At 63.5% G+C, this 18,413-nt stretch carries 20 protein-coding genes and 1 pseudogene; 19 read left to right on the forward strand and 2 right to left on the reverse strand.

All coding sequences use genetic code 11. From position 1 onward, the window contains the following. Positions 1–157, reverse strand: a pseudogene (locus CKO35_RS15350) (NAD(+)--dinitrogen-reductase ADP-D-ribosyltransferase); the annotation flags it as partial. Between the two features lie 191 nt (positions 158–348). Between CKO35_RS15350 and nifH the strand changes: the two are divergent. The 18 genes from nifH (at position 349) to nifM (ending at position 16,744) form a co-directional block, all read left to right on the forward strand. Beyond that, positions 349–1,230: a nitrogenase iron protein gene (gene nifH / locus CKO35_RS15355; RefSeq protein ID WP_200176998.1), complete on the forward strand. Its 882-nt coding sequence runs from the start codon at positions 349–351 to the stop codon at positions 1,228–1,230. Between the two features lie 132 nt (positions 1,231–1,362). Further along, a complete protein-coding gene (nifD, locus tag CKO35_RS15360; RefSeq protein ID WP_200176999.1) occupies positions 1,363–2,832 on the forward strand; it encodes a nitrogenase molybdenum-iron protein alpha chain in 1,470 nt (489 codons plus the stop codon). Between the two features lie 99 nt (positions 2,833–2,931). Further along, the gene (nifK, locus tag CKO35_RS15365; protein ID WP_200177000.1) at positions 2,932–4,503 is read left to right on the forward strand and encodes a nitrogenase molybdenum-iron protein subunit beta; all 1,572 of its coding nucleotides are present in this window, start codon (positions 2,932–2,934) and stop codon (positions 4,501–4,503) included. A 76-nt stretch (positions 4,504–4,579) separates the two neighbouring features. Then, positions 4,580–4,792 (forward strand): putative nitrogen fixation protein NifT, encoded by a 213-nt coding sequence (nifT, locus tag CKO35_RS15370; protein ID WP_200177001.1) that lies wholly within the window; start codon positions 4,580–4,582, stop codon positions 4,790–4,792. A gap of 53 nt (positions 4,793–4,845) precedes the next feature. Next, the gene (gene nifX, locus CKO35_RS15375; protein ID WP_200177002.1) at positions 4,846–5,565 is read left to right on the forward strand and encodes a nitrogen fixation protein NifX; all 720 of its coding nucleotides are present in this window, start codon (positions 4,846–4,848) and stop codon (positions 5,563–5,565) included. Positions 5,566–5,791: 226 nt separating this feature from the next. Then, positions 5,792–7,204: a nitrogenase iron-molybdenum cofactor biosynthesis protein NifE gene (nifE, locus tag CKO35_RS15380; protein ID WP_200177003.1), complete on the forward strand. Its 1,413-nt coding sequence runs from the start codon at positions 5,792–5,794 to the stop codon at positions 7,202–7,204. A 1-nt stretch (position 7,205) separates the two neighbouring features. Continuing rightward, a complete protein-coding gene (nifN, locus tag CKO35_RS15385) occupies positions 7,206–8,636 on the forward strand; it encodes a nitrogenase iron-molybdenum cofactor biosynthesis protein NifN (RefSeq protein WP_200177004.1) in 1,431 nt (476 codons plus the stop codon). Next, positions 8,590–9,090: a NifB/NifX family molybdenum-iron cluster-binding protein gene (locus CKO35_RS15390; RefSeq protein ID WP_242467254.1), complete on the forward strand. Its 501-nt coding sequence runs from the start codon at positions 8,590–8,592 to the stop codon at positions 9,088–9,090. Before nifN ends, CKO35_RS15390 begins: the two co-directional genes overlap by 47 nt. Before the next feature lie 34 nt (positions 9,091–9,124). Further along, complete coding sequence (locus CKO35_RS15395) at positions 9,125–9,583, forward strand: NifX-associated nitrogen fixation protein (RefSeq protein ID WP_200177005.1); 459 nt, start codon at positions 9,125–9,127, stop codon at positions 9,581–9,583. Positions 9,584–9,684: 101 nt separating this feature from the next. Continuing rightward, on the forward strand, positions 9,685–9,975 hold the full coding sequence (gene fdxB, locus CKO35_RS15400) for a ferredoxin III, nif-specific (protein WP_200177006.1): 291 nt from the start codon (positions 9,685–9,687) through the stop codon (positions 9,973–9,975). Between the two features lie 27 nt (positions 9,976–10,002). Beyond that, entirely contained in the window at positions 10,003–10,686 is a 684-nt protein-coding gene (nifU, locus tag CKO35_RS15405; RefSeq protein ID WP_200177007.1) for a Fe-S cluster assembly protein NifU, read from the forward strand. 2 nt (positions 10,687–10,688) lie between these two features. Further along, entirely contained in the window at positions 10,689–11,897 is a 1,209-nt protein-coding gene (gene nifS / locus CKO35_RS15410) for a cysteine desulfurase NifS (RefSeq protein ID WP_200177008.1), read from the forward strand. Between the two features lie 390 nt (positions 11,898–12,287). Further along, positions 12,288–13,439, forward strand: a complete 1,152-nt coding sequence (locus CKO35_RS15415) for a PQQ-dependent sugar dehydrogenase (protein WP_200177009.1) — start codon at positions 12,288–12,290, stop codon at positions 13,437–13,439. 83 nt (positions 13,440–13,522) lie between these two features. After that, the gene (locus tag CKO35_RS15420; RefSeq protein ID WP_200177010.1) at positions 13,523–13,687 is read left to right on the forward strand and encodes a DUF1328 domain-containing protein; all 165 of its coding nucleotides are present in this window, start codon (positions 13,523–13,525) and stop codon (positions 13,685–13,687) included. A gap of 238 nt (positions 13,688–13,925) precedes the next feature. Then, a complete protein-coding gene (nifV, locus tag CKO35_RS15425; RefSeq protein ID WP_200177011.1) occupies positions 13,926–15,071 on the forward strand; it encodes a homocitrate synthase in 1,146 nt (381 codons plus the stop codon). A gap of 41 nt (positions 15,072–15,112) precedes the next feature. Continuing rightward, a complete protein-coding gene (gene nifW / locus CKO35_RS15430) occupies positions 15,113–15,445 on the forward strand; it encodes a nitrogenase-stabilizing/protective protein NifW (RefSeq protein WP_200177012.1) in 333 nt (110 codons plus the stop codon). Positions 15,446–15,449: 4 nt separating this feature from the next. Further along, a complete protein-coding gene (locus CKO35_RS15435) occupies positions 15,450–15,902 on the forward strand; it encodes a nitrogen fixation protein NifZ (protein ID WP_200177013.1) in 453 nt (150 codons plus the stop codon). Beyond that, positions 15,899–16,744 carry a nitrogen fixation protein NifM gene (gene nifM, locus CKO35_RS15440; protein WP_200177014.1) on the forward strand — a complete coding sequence of 282 codons (846 nt, stop codon included), beginning with the start codon at positions 15,899–15,901 and terminating at the stop codon, positions 16,742–16,744. The genes CKO35_RS15435 and nifM overlap by 4 nt, the downstream gene beginning before the upstream one ends. Positions 16,745–16,817: 73 nt before the next feature. Here the strand turns inward: nifM and CKO35_RS15445 are convergent, their stop codons facing one another. Further along, on the reverse strand, positions 16,818–17,516 hold the full coding sequence (locus CKO35_RS15445) for an MBL fold metallo-hydrolase (protein ID WP_200177015.1): 699 nt from the start codon (positions 17,514–17,516) through the stop codon (positions 16,818–16,820). A 123-nt stretch (positions 17,517–17,639) separates the two neighbouring features. Between CKO35_RS15445 and CKO35_RS15450 the strand changes: the two genes are divergently transcribed. Beyond that, positions 17,640–18,356, forward strand: coding sequence for a hypothetical protein (locus CKO35_RS15450; protein WP_200177016.1), 717 nt, complete (start codon positions 17,640–17,642; stop codon positions 18,354–18,356). Positions 18,357–18,413: the final 57 nt, after the last annotated feature.

Consider the following 18,413-nt stretch of genomic DNA (forward strand, 5'->3'; position numbering starts at 1 on the left):
CCCCCTCCGCCAGCCCGCAGGCCGCCGGATCATCCAGACAGAAATGACCGCGCATGTAGGCCATGAAGTCATGGATGCGGACCGCCGGCTCGTCCAGTCCGTCCAGATGACGCCACAAATCCCCGTGCAGTGCCCGGACCCCATCCAGCTCCAGCGGGGCGGGGTGTCGTTATCCATACAGAATCGGGGTCTTTGTCGTGTATCTCACGTGCGATGTCGGGTTGTTGTTGTATTTTTTTTATTTTAAAAACAGTGCCTTGGGTCTTTTTTTGTACTTGGCACGGGGATTGCTGAATACAGGTTGCACGCACACCCAATCGCAACAGTCAGGCAGAGGAGAACAAAGCCATGGCCCTTCGTCAATGTGCAATCTACGGTAAAGGTGGTATCGGCAAGTCCACCACCACCCAGAACCTGGTCGCGGCCCTGGCCGAGGCCGGCAAGAAGATCATGATCGTCGGCTGCGACCCCAAGGCCGACTCCACCCGTCTGATCCTGCACGCCAAGGCCCAGGAAACCATCATGCAGATGGCCGCCGATGCCGGCAGCGTGGAAGACCTGGAACTGGAAGACGTGCTCAAGACCGGTTATGCCGGCATCAAGTGCGTCGAGTCCGGCGGTCCCGAGCCGGGCGTGGGTTGCGCCGGTCGCGGCGTCATCACCGCCATCAACTTCCTGGAAGAGGAAGGCGCCTATGAAGAAGACCTGGACTTCGTCTTCTACGACGTGCTCGGCGACGTGGTCTGCGGCGGTTTCGCCATGCCCATCCGCGAAAACAAGGCCCAGGAGATCTACATCGTGGTCTCCGGCGAGATGATGGCCATGTTCGCGGCCAACAACATCGCCAAGGGCATCGTGAAGTATGCCAGCTCCGGCAGCGTCCGTCTGGCCGGCCTGATCTGCAACAGCCGCAACACCGACCGCGAAGACGAGCTGATCATCGCCCTGGCCGAAAAGCTGGGCACCCAGATGATTCACTTCGTGCCCCGCGACAACGTGGTGCAGCGGGCCGAAATCCGCCGCATGACCGTGATCGAGTACGACCCCAAGGCCAAGCAGGCCGACGAGTACCGGGCCCTGGCCCGCAAGGTCATCGACAACAAGCTGTTCGTGGTCCCCACCCCCTGCACCATGGATGAACTGGAAGACCTGCTGATGGAGTTCGGCATTCTCGACGCGGAAGACGAGAGCATCGTCGGCAAGACCGCGGAAGAAGAAGCCACCGTATAAGGGGCTGGGCCGGAAGGGAGGTGCCCCGCGGGGGGCCTTCCGCTGGCAGCGCGCCGCCCCGCGGCGTGTTCATGAGAATTCCACCTGGCGCGTGTCCACGGATTAGTGGCGGCGCAAGAGGAGCAAATCGCAATGTGCGCAATGAAACGCGAAGAAGCCGAGGCCCTGATCCAGGAAGTCCTCGAGGTCTATCCGGAGAAGGCCCGGAAGGACCGTGCCAAGCACCTGGCCGTCAGTGACCCCAATGTCGAACAGGCCAAGAAGTGCATCGTCTCCAACCGCAAGTCGGTGCCCGGGGTGATGACCATCCGCGGCTGTGCCTACGCCGGTTCCAAGGGCGTGGTCTGGGGACCCATCAAGGACATGGTCCATATCTCCCATGGCCCCGTCGGCTGCGGCCAGTATTCCCGCGCCGGTCGCCGCAACTACTACACCGGCCATACCGGCATCAACGCCTTCGGCACCATGAACTTCACCTCGGACTTCCAGGAGAAGGACATCGTCTTCGGCGGCGACAAGAAGCTGGAAAAGCTCATCGACGAGATCCAGACCCTGTTTCCCCTGCACAAGGGCATCAGTATCCAGTCCGAGTGCCCGGTGGGCCTGATCGGTGACGACATCGAGTCCGTCTCCAAGAAGAAGGCCAAGGAGATGGACAAGCCGGTGGTGCCGCTGCGCTGCGAGGGCTTCCGCGGTGTGTCCCAGTCCCTGGGTCACCACATCGCCAACGACGCCATCCGCGACTGGGTGCTGCCCAACCGCGATGACGACTCCAGCTTCGAGTCCACCCCCTACGACATCGCCCTGACCGGTGACTACAACATCGGTGGTGACGCCTGGGCCTCCCGCATCCTGCTGGAGGAAATGGGTCTGCGGGTGGTGGCCCAGTGGTCCGGCGACGGCACCATCTCCGAGCTGGAACTGGCCCCCAAGGCCAAGGTGAACCTGCTGCACTGCTATCGCTCCATGAACTACCTGGCCCGTCACATGGAAGAGAAGTACGGCGTTCCGTGGATGGAATACAACTTCTTCGGCCCCACCAAGATCGCCGAGAGCCTGCGCAAGATTGCCGCGCTCTTCGACGAGAAGATCCAGGAAGGGGCGGAGCGGGTGATTGCCAAGTACACCCCGCAGATGAACGCCATCATCGAGAAGTACCGTCCGCGCCTGGAAGGCAAGAAGGTGATGCTCTACGTGGGCGGCCTGCGCCCCCGTCACGTGGTGGGCGCCTACGAGGACCTGGGCATGGAAGTGGTGGGTGCCGGTTACGAGTTCGCCCACAACGACGACTACGACCGCACCATCAAGGACCTGGGTGAAGGCACCCTGCTGTACGACGACGTCACCGGCTACGAGCTGGAGGAGTTCGTCAAGCGGGTACGGCCCGACCTGGTGGGCTCCGGGATCAAGGAGAAATACATCTTCCAGAAGATGGGCATTCCCTTCCGGCAGATGCACTCCTGGGATTACTCCGGTCCCTACCACGGCTATGACGGCTTTGCCATCTTCGCCCGGGACATGGACATGACCCTGAACAATCCCTGCTGGGACAAGCTCCAGGCCCCGTGGAAGAAGGCCGAAGCGGCTGCCAAGGCCGCCTGAACCTGACCGTGGCGCCGCCGCAACCGGCGCCACGGCCACCGACAGATGTCATTCCAGACCGTTCGTCCACAGATTGGTGGCGCGGCAGGAGAAATCACCATGAGCCAGAACGCAGAAAACATCAAGCCCTGCTACCCCCTGTTCCAGAGCGAGGAGTATCAGGAAGTCCTGGCCCGCAAGCGGGCCGTCGCCGAGGAGGCCCACAGCCCCGAAAAGGTGCAGGAAGTCTTTCAGTGGACCACCACGGAAGAGTACAAGGAGCTGAACTTCCAGCGCGAAGCCCTGACCGTTGATCCGGCCAAGGCCTGCCAGCCCCTGGGTTCGGTGCTGTGCTCCCTGGGTTTCGAGAACACCCTGCCTTACGTGCACGGTTCCCAGGGTTGCGTGGCCTATTTCCGCACCTACCTGAACCGGCACTTCCGCGAGCCCGTCGCTTGCGTCTCCGACTCCATGACCGAAGACGCCGCCGTGTTCGGCGGGCAGAAGAACATCATGGAAGGCCTGCAGAACGCCAAGGCCCTGTACAAGCCGGCCATGATCTCCATCTCCACCACCTGCATGGCCGAGGTCATCGGTGACGACCTCAACGCCTTCATCGGCAACGCCCGCAAGGAAGGCTACATCCCCGAGGACTTCCCCACGCCCTATGCCCACACGCCGTCCTTCGTGGGCAGCCATACCACCGGCTGGGACAACATGTTCGAGGGCACCATCCGCTACTTCACCGTCAACGACATGGAAGGCAAGGAGCCCGGCAAGAACGGCAAGCTCAACCTGGTGCCGGGTTTCGAGACTTACCTGGGCAACTACCGGGTGATGAAGCGCATGATGAAGGAAATGGGCGTGGACGCCACCCTGCTGTGCGACCCGGAAGAGGTGCTGGATACCCCGGCCGACGGTGAGTACCGCATGTATGCCGGCGGCACCACCCAGGAAGAACTCAAGGATGCCCCCAACGCCCGGGACACCATCCTGCTGCAGCCCTGGCAACTGGAAAAGACCAAGAAGTTCGTGCAGGGCACCTGGAACCATGAAGCGCCCAAGCTGAACATCCCCATGGGTCTGGAGTGGACCGACGAGTTCCTGATGAAGGTCTCGGAGATCACCGGCCAGCCGATTCCCGCCTCCCTGGAAAAGGAACGGGGCCGTCTGGTGGACATGATCACCGATTCCCACACCTGGCTGCACGGCAAGACCTACGCCCTGTACGGGGACGCGGACTTCGTCATGGGCATGGCCAAGTTCCTGATGGAACTGGGCGCCGAGCCCAGGCACATCCTGGTGCACCATGCCAACAAGCGCTGGAAGAAGGCGATGGAGAAGATCCTCTCCGAGAGCCCCTACGGCGCCCGCAGCGAAGTGCACGTCAACCGGGACCTGTGGCACCTGCGTTCCCTGGTGTTCACCGACAAGCCGGACTTCCTGATCGGCAACTCCTACGGCAAGTTCATCCAGCGCGACACGCTGGCCAAGGGCAAGGAGTTCGAGGTACCGCTGGTGCGGATCGGTTTCCCCATCTTCGACCGCCACCACCTGCACCGCATGACCACCCTGGGCTATGAGGGCGGCATGTACATCCTCACCACCCTGGTGAACGCAGTGCTGGAGCGTCTGGACGAAGAGACCCGCATCATGGGCGACACGGACTACAACTACGATCTGGTTCGCTGATCCACCCGCGCGCCCTCACTCCAACCCCTCTCCCCCCTGGGGGAGAGGGGCTCACTTCGCCGGAGAGCACACCATCATGCCCAGCGTCATGATCAACAAGACCGAAGCCGGGGGCCTGACCCTCTACGTCCCCAAGAAGGATCTGGAGGAGATGATCGTCTCCATGGAACACGAGGGCCCCGGTCGCTGGGGCGGGGAACTGACCCTGGCGGACGGTTCCCGCTATTACCTGGAGCCCATGGATACGGAGCCCCGACTGCCCATCACGCTGCGCGTCAAGCGCCTTTGATAGTGAACCGGGTCAATGAATGAGCCAGATACCGACACCAGCAGGAGATCCTCATGTCACCCGACATCCTCAACCGTGAATGCGCCCTGCGCATCGCTCTGGCGAGCCGGGTCCTGCCCGGGGTGCAGCTACCGCGCCTGATCGAGGCCATCATCGAGAAGGTGGATGCCCCCATTCGGGAGGACGGCCTGGCCCGGCTCACCGTGGCGGATCTGCGCCAGGCCCTCAAGCGTCCCAAGTCGGAATCGGGGGAGGAGGGCGGCCCCGGGGACGAAGCCCTGGAAATGGCCGTTCGTTATCTCAGTGGGGAACGGGACGTGGAGCCCGGATTGCCCGCCATCGAGGACTACGTGCCCGGTGACATGGCGGATTCCGTGCGTATCGCCATGGCCTCCAATACCGGGGAAAAGCTGGACGGACATTTCGGTTCCTGCCTGCGATTCCTGGTCTACCAGGTATCCGCCACTGAATCCCGCCTGGTGGACATCCGCGAGACGGAAACCGCCGACCTGACCGACGACCGCAATGCCGCCCGTGCCGCCATGGTGAGCGACTGCCAGGTGCTGTATGTCCAGGGCATCGGTGGTCCCGCCGCCGCCAAGGTGATCCGCGCCGGTGTCCATCCGGTGAAGTTTCCCAGGGGCAGCGTGGCCTCGGAAGTCATCACCCAGTTGCAGGGTGTCCTCAAGGGCGCGCCCCCGCCCTGGCTGGCCAAGTCCATGGGGCGCCAGCCGCAGACGCTGGAAAAATTCCGCACCGGGGTGGAAGCCTGAAAGATTTGATGATGCCCTTCTCCCCCGGGGGGAGAAGGGTCGGGTTGAGGGAAGGCCCGTCCTCCACAATGACACCCTTGCTCCAATCCTCCCGCCATTGTCACATTCGCAACAATCCCTCCGTTCCTGAAAGTCTTAAATAAACAATGGCTTGCCTCCATCATGCGGGCTGGCCCGCTCTTTGCATTTCCTCACTGCAACAACGCGAAAAACGCGGAGGCAAGGCATGAAGGCACAGGACATCAAGGCACTGCTGGACGAACCGGCCTGTGCCCACAACACCCACAAGCCCAAGGGCGGCTGCACCCGGCCCAAGCCCGGCGCCACCGCCGGCGGCTGCGCCTTCGACGGCGCCCAGATCGCCCTGCTGCCGGTGGCCGACGTGGCCCATATCGTCCACGGCCCCATCGCCTGCGCTGGCAACACCTGGGACAACCGGGGCACCCTCTCCTCCGGCGGGCCGGACCTGTTCCGCCTGGGCATGACCACCGACCTCACCGAACAGGACGTGATCATGGGCCGCTCCGAAAAGCGCCTGCTCCACGCCATCCGCCAGGCGGTGGAGGCCCACCGGCCACCGGCGGTGTTCGTCTACAACACCTGCGTCACCGCCCTCATCGGCGATGACGTGGACGCCGTCTGCAAGGCCGCCCAGGAACGCTTCGGAGTACCGGTGGTGCACGTGGATGCCGCCGGTTTTTACGGCTCCAAGAATCTGGGCAACCGCATCGCCGGCGAGACCATGGTGAAGAAGGTGGTGGGCACCCGGGAGCCGGACCCCATCCCGGCGTCCGCGACACGCCCCGGCATCCGGGTCCATCAGGTCAACCTCATCGCCGAATACAACATCGCCGGCGAGTTCTGGCACGTGCTGCCCCTGTTCGACGAGTTGGGACTGCGCATCCTCTGCACCCTGTCCGGGGATGCCCGCTTCCACCATATCCAGTCCATGCACCGCAGCCAGGCCAACATGCTGGTCTGCTCCAAGGCCATGATCAACGTGGCCAGAAAGCTGGAGGAGCGCTACGGCACTCCCTGGTTCGAGGGCAGCTTCTACGGCGTGCAGGACATGTCCCAGGCCCTGCGGGACTTTGCCTGCCTGATCGACGATCCGGATCTGACCCGGCGCACCGAGGACCTCATCGCCCGGGAGGAATCCCGCATCCATGCCGCCCTGGAACCCTGGCGGGACCGTCTGCGGGGCAAGCGGGTGCTGCTCTACACCGGTGGCGTCAAGTCCTGGTCGGTGGTATCCGCCCTGCAGGATCTGGGCATGACCGTGGTGGCCACCGGCACCCGCAAGTCCACGGATGCCGACAAGGCCCGCATCCGCCAGCTGATGGGGGAGGACGCGGTCATGATCGAGGACGGCAGTCCCGCCAACCTGCTGCGCATCTATGAGGAAACCCGGGCCGACATGCTCATCGCCGGCGGCCGCAACCTCTATACCGCCCTCAAGGCCCGCATGCCCTTCCTGGATATCAACCAGGAGCGGGAACACGCCTACGCCGGCTACGAGGGGATGCTGGAACTGGCCCGTCAGCTGGCCATCACCCTGGAAAGCCCCATCTGGTCCCGGGTCCGCGAACCCGCCCCCTGGGATGCCGACGGCATGCCCGCCACCCTGGAGGTCCGCTGACATGCCCGAAATCCTGAAGCGCAACAAGGCCCTGTCCGTCAGCCCCCTCAAGGCCAGCCAGCCCCTGGGGGGTGCCCTGGCGTTCCTGGGCATGGATCGGACCATGCCCATGTTCCATGGCGCCCAGGGCTGTACCGCCTTTGCCAAGGTGTTTCTGGTGCGCCACTTCCGGGAACCCATTCCCCTGCAGACCACCGCCATGGATCAGGTGAGCGCGGTCATGGGCGCCGACGAGGCCCTGGTGGAAGGCCTGGCCACCATTTGCAACAAGTCCGCGCCGGCCCTGATCGGCATCGTCACCACCGGACTGTCGGAAACGGAAGGGGCCGACATCCATCGGGTGGTGCGGGAGTTCCGGATGCAGCATCCCGAGTTTGCCCAGGTGGCGGTGGTGCCGGTGAACACCCCTGACTACTGCGGCTCGGCGGAGACCGGCTTTGCCCTGGCGGTGACCGCCCTCATCGACACCCTGGTGCCCGAGGCGAAGGCGGCCGGGACGGTCCCCGGCAGTCGGCCCCGGCAGCTTAACGTGCTGGTCGGGTCAAGCCTGACCCCGGGCGACGTGGACCATCTCAAGGAGATCATCGAGGCGTTCGACCTGGAACCGGTGGTCCTGCCGGATCTGTCCGCCTCCCTGGATGGTCATCTGGACGAGGCCCGTCTGTCCGCCCTGACCACCGGCGGCACGCCTCTGTCCGCCCTGGCCACGCTGGGGAATGCCCAGGCCACCCTGGTGGTGGGCGCCTCCATGGCGACGGCGGCGGACCTGCTCAAGGCCCGCACCGGCGTGCCGGATCTGCGTTTTGACGGCCTGATGGGCATGGATGCCACGGATGAACTGCTGCTGACCCTGTCCCGGCTCAGCGGCCGGCCGGTGCCGGTCCGGCTGCGCCGCCAGCGCGCCCGTCTGCAGGACGCCATGCTCGACACCCATTTCATGATGGGACTGGCACCCATTGCCGTGGCCGGCGAGGCGGACCTGCTGGCGGGCTTTTCGGCCCTGCTGCGGGAAGTGGGCAGCGAGGTGGTGGCCGCCGCCGTGCCCGTCAAGGCGCCGGTACTGGATCGCCTTTCAGTACGCACCATCAAGATCGGCGACCTGGAAGACCTGGAGGCCATGGCCCGGGAGCAGGGAGCGGAACTGCTCATTGCCAATGCCCATGGGGTGGCCTCGGCCCAGCGGCTGGGCATCCCCCTGCTGCGGGCCGGGTTCCCCCAGTACGACTGGCTGGGTGGCTTCCAGCGGACCTGGATCGGCTATGGGGGTGCCCAGCAGGCCCTGTTCGATCTGGCCAATCTGCGGGTGGCGTCCCACCACGGCGTGACCCCTTACCGCTCCATCTACGACCGTTCCCCCGACAACGACCTTCCGGAGGGTCCTCGCCATGGGACTTCAGCGTCGCCTGCAGGTGGTTACGCCGCCTGTCACTGAGACCGCCGCCATGTCATCGCCAGCCCCGGTTCTGATCGCCTTTGCCAGTACGGACCTCAAACGGGTGGACCAGCATTTCGGGTCCGCCCAGTGCCTGGCCATCTATCGCCTGGAAGGTGAGGGCAGTGCATTGGTGGAGGCCGTGCAGTTCGGCATGCAGGCCCGGGATGGCCATGAGGACAAGCTGATGGCCAAGTTTGATGCCCTGCAAGGCTGTGCTGCCGTGTACTGCGAAGCGGCAGGCGCCTCGGCGGTCAAGCAGCTCCTGGCCCTGGGAGTACAGCCCCTGAAGGTGGCCCACGGGACCCGCATCGGTCCATTGCTGGGCGAGCTTCAGGACGTGATTCGGGACGGTTGTCCGCCGCCCTGGCTGGCCAAGGCCATGCAGCAGGGGCGTTCGGACCCGGACCGGTTTGACGCCATGGCCGCCGAGCCATGGGAAGAAGAAGCCTGATCCATCAACCTGTGGACATTTGGGGAAGACATCCATGAGCAATACCACCGCTGATCCCATTCTGGAAACCGATTTCATGAAGGAGATGGTCCGCCAGATGCGGGCCCTGGACACCTTCGGAACCCGGGATGGGCAATCCGACGAAGCGCTGCTGTCCCAATTCGTCATCTCCCCGGAAAAGCGCAAGGAGATCCCCCTGGTCGCCGACATGGACCGGGCCACCCTGGCACGGGTGAATGCGTTCTACAACGCTGTCGCGGTGCTGATCGAGAAGGAGTGCGGCCGCATGGCCACGGTCATGCTCAGCCTGAACGGGGAGGGTTTTGGCCGCGTGATCATCTCCGTGGGCAAGCTGCTGGTGGTGGACAAGACCCTGCGTGACGTCCATCGCTTCGGTTTCGACAGCCTGTCGAAGATGAAGACCGAGGCGGACAAGTTGCTGTCGGTGGCCCTGAACATCGTCGGCGATCACCCGGACGTGGCGGGGATGTAACAAGCACACCCTCCGCTCACCCCTCATCCCCGGCCCTTCTCTCCCAAGGGGAGAAGGGCGACAAAAAATACAAAAACATACATAGAGAAGAGGCGACACCCATGACCCAGATCACTGGCCTTACCCGGGGCGGGACCCCCTGGATACCGGCCTTCATCACCGAACTCAAGGAAGAAAACTGCATCGGCTGCGGCCGCTGCTACAAGGTCTGCACCCGCAACTGCTTTGAACTGGTGGAACGGGAAATCGACGATGACGACGACGATTTCGATGACGACGCCTCCATGGTCATGCGTCTGCTGGACGCCATGGACTGCATCGGCTGCCAGGCCTGCGCCAAGGTCTGCCCCAAGAACTGCCATACCCATGCCCCCGCCGCCCTGGCGAGCTGAACCCTAGAATCCCGGAGGACAGAAGCCATGTGGGACTATTCCGAAAAGGTAAAAGAGCACTTCTTCAACCCCCGCAACGCCGGCGCGGTCGAAGGGGCCAATGCCATCGGCGAGGTGGGTTCCCTGTCCTGCGGGGATGCCCTTCGCCTCACCCTGAAGGTGGAACCGGAGACCCAGGTGATCCTGGATGCCGGTTTCCAGACCTTCGGCTGCGGTTCCGCCATCGCCTCCAGCTCCGCCCTGACCGAACTCATCAAGGGCATGACCCTGGACGAGGCCCTGGAAGTGACCAACGAGGACATCGCCGACTTCCTGGACGGCCTGCCGCCGGAGAAGATGCACTGCTCCGTGATGGGACGGGAGGCCCTGGAAGCGGCCGTTGCCAACTATCGCGGCGAGGTCTGGAAGGATGACCACGAAGAAGGTGCCCTGGTCTGCAAGTGCTTTGCCGTGGATGCCATCAAGGTGGAGCAGACCATCCGCGAGAACGGCCTGCGCACGGTCCAGGACGTGACCTTCTACACCAAGGCCGGCGGCGGTTGCAGTGCCTGCCACGAAGGCATCGAGGAGATCCTGGTGCGGGTGCTGGCGGAACGGGGCGAGGCGTTCGACCCGGAAAACCATGTCACCGCCCAGCCCGAGGCCCGCCGCGGCAATACGGTTCGCATCATGCCCAACATGTCGGTGCGGGCCATGGCGATGGAGGAATGATCATGGAACCCATCTATCTGGACAACAACGCCACCACCCGGGTGGACCCGGCGGTGGTGGAGGCCATGCTGCCCTTCTTCACCGAGCAGTTCGGCAACCCGTCTTCCATCCACAGCTTCGGCAACCGGGTGGGGCACGCCATCAAGCAGGCCCGGGGCCAGGTGCAGACCCTGCTGGGGGCCGAGCACGATTCGGAGATCGTGTTCACCTCCTGCGGCACCGAGTCCGACTCCACCGCCATCCTCTCGGCGGTGAAGGCCCAGCCCCAGCGCCGGGAGATCATCACCACCGCGGTGGAACACCCGGCCATCCTCACCGTGTGCGAACAGCTGGAGAAAGAGGGTTACACCATCCACCGGTTGCCGGTGGACGGCAGGGGAAGACTGGACCTGGACCAGTACGCCGCCCTGCTGTCGGATCAGGTGGCCCTGGTGACGGTGATGTGGGCCAACAACGAGACCGGCACCCTGTTCCCGGTGGAGACCATGGCCCGGATGGCACGGGAAGCGGGTGTGATGTTTCACACCGACGCGGTGCAGGTGGTGGGCAAGCTGCCCATCGACCTGAAGTCCTCCGCCATCGACATGCTTTCCCTGTCCGGTCACAAGCTCCACGCCCCCAAGGGCATCGGCGTGCTCTACCTGCGCCGGGGCCTGCGCTTTCGGCCTCTGCTGAGGGGCGGCCATCAGGAACGGGGACGGCGGGCCGGCACCGAAAACAGCGCCGGCATCGTCGCCCTTGGCAAGGCCGCCGAATTGGCCATGACCCACATGGATCATGAAAACACTGAAGTCCGCGCCCTGCGGGACCATCTGCAGGCGGGCCTGGCGGCACGCATTCCCCATGCCCTGGTGATGGGGGACCAGGACAATCGGCTGCCCAACACCTTGAACATGGCCTTTGAGTACATCGAAGGGGAGTCCATCCTGCTGCTGCTGAATCAGGCGGGGATCGCCGCGTCCAGCGGCTCTGCCTGCACCTCCGGTTCCCTGGAACCCTCCCACGTCATGCGGGCCATGGGGATTCCCTACACTGCGGCCCATGGTTCGGTGCGGTTTTCCCTTTCCCGCTACAACACCCGGGCCGAGATCGACCGGGTGATCGACGTGATGCCGGACATCGTGGCCAGACTGCGCAAGATGTCCCCGTACTGGGGTGTGGACGGCCCGGTCACGGACCCGGAAAAGGCCTTTGCCCCCGCGTATGCCTGAGTCGGGATGAGATCAGGCTTTCGGACAGCCCCTCTCCCCTGGATGAGAGGGGGAGGGGTCCAGAGAGCCAACCCACCCTGCCGTCACTTCCGTGCGAGCGGGAGCCCGGAATTTTGTCGGTTACCCGATGCCGGGGTAACCCATTCACTGACATCCTCCCTGCCTGAAGGCCGGAGATTCCTACGGCGCTCGGGTGCGGTATTGAGCCACCCCTGACCCGCTTCGGTGGGTTTGTTGCTGCTGGTCATCGCGGTTTTGTCTGATCGTGGCCGTGGTCTTGTGCAGGTAGTGGCTCCGGGGAATCCTGATCTTTCCGAAAGCCCACGATGGGCGAACCCTGGAGGAAGTCAGTGGTCGGAACCCGTACACGCTGGAAAAAGGAGGGACGCGATGAGGACCCATGCCGGCAGTCTATGGGCGGCGGTATCTTTGTGCCTTGCCCTGGTGGCGGCGCCCGCCCAGGCCGAGGAGGTGGTGGCGCGTAACATCAGCTCCGAATATCAATCCATCCGCCTGGTCAAGGTGGTGGATGGACTGACTCACCCCTGGGCAGTGGCCTTCCTGCCCGATGGACGCAAGCTGATCTCCGAGCGTCCCAATGGGCTGGTCCTGGTGGATCGAAACGGGCGCAAGACGCCCCTGCAGGGGTTTCCCGCCTTTCATGCCGTTAACCAGGGCGGAGTGCTGGATGTGGCGCTTCATCCCCGCCATGAGGACAACGGCTGGATCTACGTGACCTATTCGAAGGGCGATGCCCGCGGCACGGTACCAGCCCTGATCCGCGCCCGGGTGGACGGAGACCGGCTCACGGAAGTGGAAAATATCTTCGAGTCCAATACCTACACGCAGCCCGGGCGCCATTATGGTTCCCGACTGCTGTTTCTGCCCGATGGCACCCTGCTGATGACCATCGGTGACCGCGGCGCCCATCCCCCCAGGGCCCAGGACACAATGGATCACTCCGGCAGCATCGTGCGCCTGAACGATGACGGTACGGTGCCTGAGGATAATCCCTTCATCGGACGGGAGGGGTATGCCCCTGAGATCTATACCTACGGCAACCGCAACATTCAGGGCCTGGCGCTGCATCCCGCCACCGGCGAGGTCTGGGTTACGGAACACGGTCCCCGGGGCGGAGATGAGCTGAACCTGATCGAAGCCGGCAACAACTACGGCTGGCCCGTGGTGACCCTGGGGCGGGATTACCGGACCGAAGCCCGCTTCCCCGATGCCTTGGCCCGCCACCAGGATGACATGGTGGACCCGGTATTCGAGTTTCTACCCACCCTGGCGCCCTCCGGGCTGGCTGTGGTGGACAGTGCCCATTTCCCGCGCTGGCAGGGCAATCTGCTGGCGGGTGGCCTTCGGGCGCAGCGCATGCTGCGTCTGGTGGTGGAGGATCATGTGGTGGTTCACGCCGAAGAGCTGCTGCGGGACCGTGTGGGGCGCATCAGGGATGTACGCCAGGGGCCGGACGGGTATCTCTACGTCCTTAATGATGCCCCCGATGGCGCTCTGTATCGCATCGAACCGGTTCGTTGATTGCTGCTGGTTGCTGCCTGGGTTTTTGAGAAAGCCCTCAAGCGGCTTGGCGTTGTTGGATAACCTTGAATGAGGAGAAAGCCATGATCCATTGGGCTCTGATATTTCTGATCGTTGCTATCATCGCCGGGGTTTTGGGATTGAGTGGCATTGCCGGAGTAGCCACGAACATCGCCTGGATCCTGTTCATCGTTGGTCTGGTGGTTGCGGTCATATTTCTTATTACGGGCAGAAATCCCCGGATTTGAATACCCGGTCGCGTCGGTGACCTGACATTCGAGGCGGCATCCGGCCGCCTCGAATGTCAGACAGGATACCTTGCAGGCCGAGGCAAGGCCCTTGTGGCAAACCTGACAATCTTCCCGTCAAGTCACACAACCACCATCACTTCGTCATGAAGTAATCATTTGAAATCATTAGGTTGGTTTCATGGCACGATAATCGCTTAATCCTTGGTGTGGCCCTATTCGCCCGACGAGGACATCCATGACCCAACCGCTCGGCATCGTCATCGACGACACCACCTTGAGAGACGGCGAACAATCCGCCGGCGTGGCCTTCACTGATGCCGAGCGCATGGCCATCGCCAGGGGGCTGGACGACCTGGGGGTTCCCGAACTGGAAATCGGTATTCCCTCCATGGGGCCCGAGGAACGGGAGTCCATCGCCCTGCTGGCCCAGTCGGGGCTCAAGGCCCGTCTGCTGGTGTGGAGCCGCATGCGCGCCGATGACCTGGCCGACTGTGCCGGCCTGGGGGTCCACATGGTGGATCTGTCCATTCCCGTCTCGGATCAGCAGATCCAGCGCAAGCTGGGTCGGGATCGGGACTGGGTGCTGGAGAGCATTCGTCGTCATGTGGCCCAGGCCCTGACGCTGGGACTGGAGGTGGGGGTGGGAGGAGAGGATGCCTCCCGGGCCGATCCTGATTTTCTCTGCCGGGTGATCGAGACCGCCCAGGCTGCCGGGGCGCGCCGTTTCCGCTTCGCCGACACCGTGGGCATCATGGAACCCTTCGGCGTGCTGGCGCGTATCAGGCAACTTCGCGCCATCTCCGACCTGGAGATCGAGATGCACGCCCATGACGACCTGGGCCTGGCCACCGCCAACACCCTGGCCGCTGCCCTTGGCGGGGCCACCCATGTGAACACCACCGTCAACGGCATCGGGGAACGGGCCGGCAACGCCGCGCTAGAAGAGGTGGTGATGGGCTTGCGGCGGCTTCATGGCATCGAGACCGGAGTGGAACTACGCCGTTTCCCGGCCCTGTCCCATCTGGTGGAAACCGCCTCCGGCCGTCCCATCCACTGGCAGAAGAGCCTGGTGGGGGAGGGGGTCTTCACCCACGAGGCGGGCATTCATGTGGACGGTCTGCTCAAGGACCCGGCCAATTACCAGGGTGTGGACCCGGCGGAGCTGGGCCGGGAGCACCGCCTGGTGCTGGGCAAGCATTCCGGCGCCCACGGCGTGATGGCGGCCTATGCACGCATGGGTGTGACCCTGGACAAGGCCCAGGCGGCCCTGCTGCTGAGTCGTCTGCGCCGTTCCGTTTCCCAGTCCAAGCGGCCGCCGACGGAGCATGAACTGGCCACCTGGTATGCGGAACTCACCTGCCTGAACGGGGCGGTGGCATGAGGCCGCCCCTTTCATTGATATCTACCATCGAGGTCTGAACCATGAATGAAACCACCGAACTGGAAGAAGACCTGCGGGAAATGGGGTCTGCCGAGGAGTTTCTGGAATATTTCAACATTCCTTACGATGAGGCCGTTGTCCGGGTGAATCGCCTGCATATCCTGCAGCGCTTTCATGACTACCTTTCCGGCACCCAGGACAACCTGCCCACGGATCTGTCGGCCCGTCGGGATATCTACCGCAGCCTGCTGATGCAGTCCTACGCGGATTTTGTGGAATCCGATGCCCGCACCGAAAAGGTGTTCAAGGTTTTCAAGCGCCCGGCGCCGGGCGTCACCGTAGTGCCCCTGGAACAGGCCTTCATCCGGAGATAGCCCCATGGAGCAATATCGAGAGTACGGCGAGCAGGTCAGGGTGGTCCGTCCCTTGCGTAACGACGGCACCTACCCCGGCATGGACCGGGGCGAGCTGCTGGTGCCCCGGGGCAGCATCGGGGTGGTCATCGGCAGGGGCACCTTCCTGCAGGATCAGGTGATCTACACCGTCAATTTTCTGGATGCGGGCCGTGTGGTGGGTTGTCGACAGGAAGAACTGATTGATGCTGACGCCCCCTGGGTGCCCACCCGGTACGAATTCCGTGACAAGGTGACCCCGGCGATTCCCCTGGGCATCAACGGCGAGACGGTGGTGAGCCCCGGGGACGTGGGTGAGATCTGCAAGGTTCTGCGGGACCTGCCCGACGGCGTGGCCTATCACGTGAACTTTGCGGGACGGGTTTTGCAGGTGCCGGAACAGGCCCTGACGGATCCGTCCGAGGAGTACCCTGCATGACCCTTGCACTGGAACAGCGCCCCGAACTGCTTTACATCGAACTGAGAGCTGCCCTGGACTACTTCGGCAAGTCCCTGGGCAGCCTTTCCGATGATGAGCGAGCCATCGTTCGCAATCGCGCCCTCAAGGCCTATGACATCGGCGCGCGAGCCCTGGCTTCCAGTGAGGCCCGGGATGTCCATGTGCCCGAGGGTCAGGTGACCCGGGCCTTGCAGGAGATCGAATCCCGTTACCCGGAGCCTCAGCAGTTTCAGGAAGAACTGCGTCGTCATGGTCTCGACCGGGAGGGTCTTTTGCAGGCCCTTTACCGGGAATTGCGCCTGGAGGCCCTGCTGGAGCGGGTGGCTGCCCGGGCCGAGCCGGTGACGGACGAGGAAGTGGCCCGGTACCATGCGTGTCACCAGGATCGGTTGCTGCGTCCGGAAACCCGTACGGTGAGACAGATCCTGATCACCCTGAACCCGGATTACCCTGAAAACACCCCGGAGGCGGCCCGAACGCGGCTGGAGGCGATCCGGGATACCTTGCTCGATGATCCGGGGGCCTTCGCCGATCTGGCCATGCGCCACTCCGAGTGCCCCAGTGCGTTTCAGGGCGGACTGCTGGGACGGGTGCCCGAGGGGCATTTGTATCCGGAACTGGACGCCGTGCTGTTCCGGATGGCAGTGGGTACGGTGAGCGAGCCGGTGCAGACCGAGGTGGGACTGCACCTGCTCTACTGCGAGACCATCCATCCCCCCGGGCACGTGACCCTGGACGAGGCCGGTGGTCGCATCCGTCAGATCCTGGAGCAACGGCGTCAGGCCAATTGCCGGCGGGCCTGGTTGGAGTCCCTGGGGTGATGTGCTTCCTTGCCGTCACTCCCGCGAAAGCGGGAATGACGGGCCATGGGCCATCATCGGCGTATCCTTGGCATTAACGCAGCCTCACCGGCCCATAGGGCGTATCTCGTATTTGATCATGGTCATGCATCCGGTAGCGGGTGAATGTCGCCGCATCATCAAATTGCATGAACGGATTCCCTTCCGCCTGTTCCTTCAGCGTGGACTGTGGCTTCACGCCGTAGTCATGCCCCGGATGGATCACTGTCTCAGCCGGCAGCGTCTGTTGCAGGCGTGCCAGGGTATGGAACATGGCGGCGGGATCCCCTCCCTTCAAGTCGCAGCGACCGCAGCCGAAAACAAATAACGTGTCACCGGTGATGAGGTCATCCCCCAGGTGGTAGCAGACTGACCCTGGCGTATGTCCGGGGGTGTGCAGCACCTGTATCGTGGTTTCTCCCAGCCGGATCTGATCACCGTCCTGGTGCAGGTGTGCATCCGCCGGGCAGCTGCCCCAGATGTCCGCTTCGGCCTTGAGCAGATGTACCTGGGCAGCAGGAACCTGTGTCCGCAGGCGCTCAAGGCCGTTGACGTGGTCCTGATGGGTATGGGTGAGCAGGATATGGGTGATGCGCAGCCGCCGGGCGCGGGCCAGATCGGTCACTTCTTCCACTTCCCAGGCTGGATCCACCACAGCGGCGGTGCCGGAGGCGCTATCTTCAATGAGATAGATCCGGTTTCCCATGGGGCCCAGTTCCAGGGCATGGATCTGGTAAGGCTTGTCTTTGGTCATGAAAAGGCTCCCAAATTCCGAACACGGACCGGCCGTCCGGCCAGGCAGGGTCCATGTTACTGGAACAGACAGGTATATTGACCGGTAAGAGCATGAGGTTTATCTGAAGGAGGCGCAGGAAGAATGAACAAGGAAACCGATCCAGGCGGGGAGGCATCATCACTGGTATATCGCCTGGCCTGTCCGGTGGCGGCGATGGTGATGATGGCGGCGGCTCTGGCGGCCCTGCTGCATCTTTTGAGGGTTCTGCTGTCCGCATTGTTCCTGGCGGCCTCGCAAAGGGACTTCAGCTTCGGTACGCCCGACATGGATGCCCAGTTGCTGGCCGGCATCCTCATTCCTGTGCTCTGGCAGCATGGGGTGCCCGTGACTCTGGTTACCCTGATGATGCTGGCGGCCACGGGTACCGTGCTCCATGGGCAGGGGTGTCGCTGGGCGCAGATGGCTGGGATAAGCGGCGTGTTGCTGGCGGCCTATCTGACCTTGCAGGGGGTGTCGGCATGGGTGCCGGGGTTGATATTTCTCGGTAGCCTGGCTGCCCTCGGTATCAGCCCATGGCTTCAAGGGCCGTCCTTGAAGGGTGCCTTGCCGTTGCCCGTGAACACCACCAGGGAGCCTGAACCCACGCTGGAGATGTTGCTGCGACAGGAGTCCCAGAACCCACCGGTTCATAGGGAACGTTCGGATGTTGCCGACTCGTCTGGTGAGGTCGAGGTTGCAGCAGGTGGGAAAAAACGCCGTCCCGACAGGGCGAGGGAAAGGGAATGGAGCGAGCCGGCCATCCAGCTGCAGCGTGTTCTGCCGCCGGGGCAGGGCTATGGTCGGGGAGGGAATAAATAAGGGTAAGTAAGGGAATGAGCCGGTGCGCCCTTGAGGGCGCACCGGCCAGGGCCGATT

Origin of the sequence: Ectothiorhodospira shaposhnikovii, from assembly GCF_016584105.1 — a bacterium.
Classification (GTDB): Bacteria; Pseudomonadota; Gammaproteobacteria; order Ectothiorhodospirales; family Ectothiorhodospiraceae; genus Ectothiorhodospira; species Ectothiorhodospira shaposhnikovii.

Excerpts from the sequence above, each read along its gene's own strand:
- nifE (WP_200177003.1), top strand. The coding sequence starts at position 5,792 with ATGAAGGCACAGGACATCAAGGCACTGCTGGACGAACCGGCCTGTGCC.
- nifT (WP_200177001.1), top strand. The coding sequence starts at position 4,580 with ATGCCCAGCGTCATGATCAACAAGACCGAAGCCGGGGGCCTGACCCTC.
- nifS (WP_200177008.1), top strand. The coding sequence starts at position 10,689 with ATGGAACCCATCTATCTGGACAACAACGCCACCACCCGGGTGGACCCG.
- CKO35_RS15390 (WP_242467254.1), top strand. The coding sequence starts at position 8,590 with ATGGGACTTCAGCGTCGCCTGCAGGTGGTTACGCCGCCTGTCACTGAG.
- CKO35_RS15415 (WP_200177009.1), top strand. The coding sequence starts at position 12,288 with ATGAGGACCCATGCCGGCAGTCTATGGGCGGCGGTATCTTTGTGCCTT.
- nifV (WP_200177011.1), top strand. The coding sequence starts at position 13,926 with ATGACCCAACCGCTCGGCATCGTCATCGACGACACCACCTTGAGAGAC.
- CKO35_RS15450 (WP_200177016.1), top strand. The coding sequence starts at position 17,640 with ATGAACAAGGAAACCGATCCAGGCGGGGAGGCATCATCACTGGTATAT.
- nifM (WP_200177014.1), top strand. The coding sequence starts at position 15,899 with ATGACCCTTGCACTGGAACAGCGCCCCGAACTGCTTTACATCGAACTG.
- nifN (WP_200177004.1), top strand. The coding sequence starts at position 7,206 with ATGCCCGAAATCCTGAAGCGCAACAAGGCCCTGTCCGTCAGCCCCCTC.
- CKO35_RS15395 (WP_200177005.1), top strand. The coding sequence starts at position 9,125 with ATGAGCAATACCACCGCTGATCCCATTCTGGAAACCGATTTCATGAAG.
- CKO35_RS15435 (WP_200177013.1), top strand. The coding sequence starts at position 15,450 with ATGGAGCAATATCGAGAGTACGGCGAGCAGGTCAGGGTGGTCCGTCCC.
- fdxB (WP_200177006.1), top strand. The coding sequence starts at position 9,685 with ATGACCCAGATCACTGGCCTTACCCGGGGCGGGACCCCCTGGATACCG.
- CKO35_RS15445 (WP_200177015.1), bottom strand. The coding sequence starts at position 17,516 with ATGACCAAAGACAAGCCTTACCAGATCCATGCCCTGGAACTGGGCCCC.
- nifD (WP_200176999.1), top strand. The coding sequence starts at position 1,363 with ATGTGCGCAATGAAACGCGAAGAAGCCGAGGCCCTGATCCAGGAAGTC.
- nifU (WP_200177007.1), top strand. The coding sequence starts at position 10,003 with ATGTGGGACTATTCCGAAAAGGTAAAAGAGCACTTCTTCAACCCCCGC.
- nifK (WP_200177000.1), top strand. The coding sequence starts at position 2,932 with ATGAGCCAGAACGCAGAAAACATCAAGCCCTGCTACCCCCTGTTCCAG.
- nifX (WP_200177002.1), top strand. The coding sequence starts at position 4,846 with ATGTCACCCGACATCCTCAACCGTGAATGCGCCCTGCGCATCGCTCTG.
- nifH (WP_200176998.1), top strand. The coding sequence starts at position 349 with ATGGCCCTTCGTCAATGTGCAATCTACGGTAAAGGTGGTATCGGCAAG.
- CKO35_RS15420 (WP_200177010.1), top strand. The coding sequence starts at position 13,523 with ATGATCCATTGGGCTCTGATATTTCTGATCGTTGCTATCATCGCCGGG.
- nifW (WP_200177012.1), top strand. The coding sequence starts at position 15,113 with ATGAATGAAACCACCGAACTGGAAGAAGACCTGCGGGAAATGGGGTCT.